The sequence below is a fragment of the Halomonas sp. SIMBA_159 genome (assembly GCF_046536035.1).
Classification (GTDB): Bacteria; Pseudomonadota; Gammaproteobacteria; order Pseudomonadales; family Halomonadaceae; genus Vreelandella; species Vreelandella venusta_A.
Genome location: NZ_JAWJBT010000838.1, coordinates 1 through 263 on the forward strand (window position 1 = coordinate 1; position 263 = coordinate 263).

The 263-nt window shown below is 49.8% G+C and carries 1 pseudogene; it reads left to right on the forward strand.

Annotated elements, in window-relative coordinates:
- A pseudogene (locus R0J87_RS21580) lies at positions 1–263 on the forward strand (1,4-alpha-glucan branching enzyme); the annotation flags it as partial.

Here is a 263-nt window from a genome sequence, read left to right on the forward strand (position 1 = left end):
TGACTTTAAGTATTTTGTTGATCAATGCCACCAGGCGGGTATTGGTGTGATTCTGGACTGGGTGCCGGCACATTTTCCGGAAGATGGTCATGGCCTGGCGCGCTTTGATGGCAGTCATCTTTATGAGTACGAAGATCCGCGACGGGGTTGGCACCCTGACTGGAACTCCTGTATTTACGATTACGGTAAAGGTTATGTGCGCCAGTTTCTACTTGCCAGTGCTTTATTTTGGCTGGAGCATTTTCATATCGACGGGTTGCGCG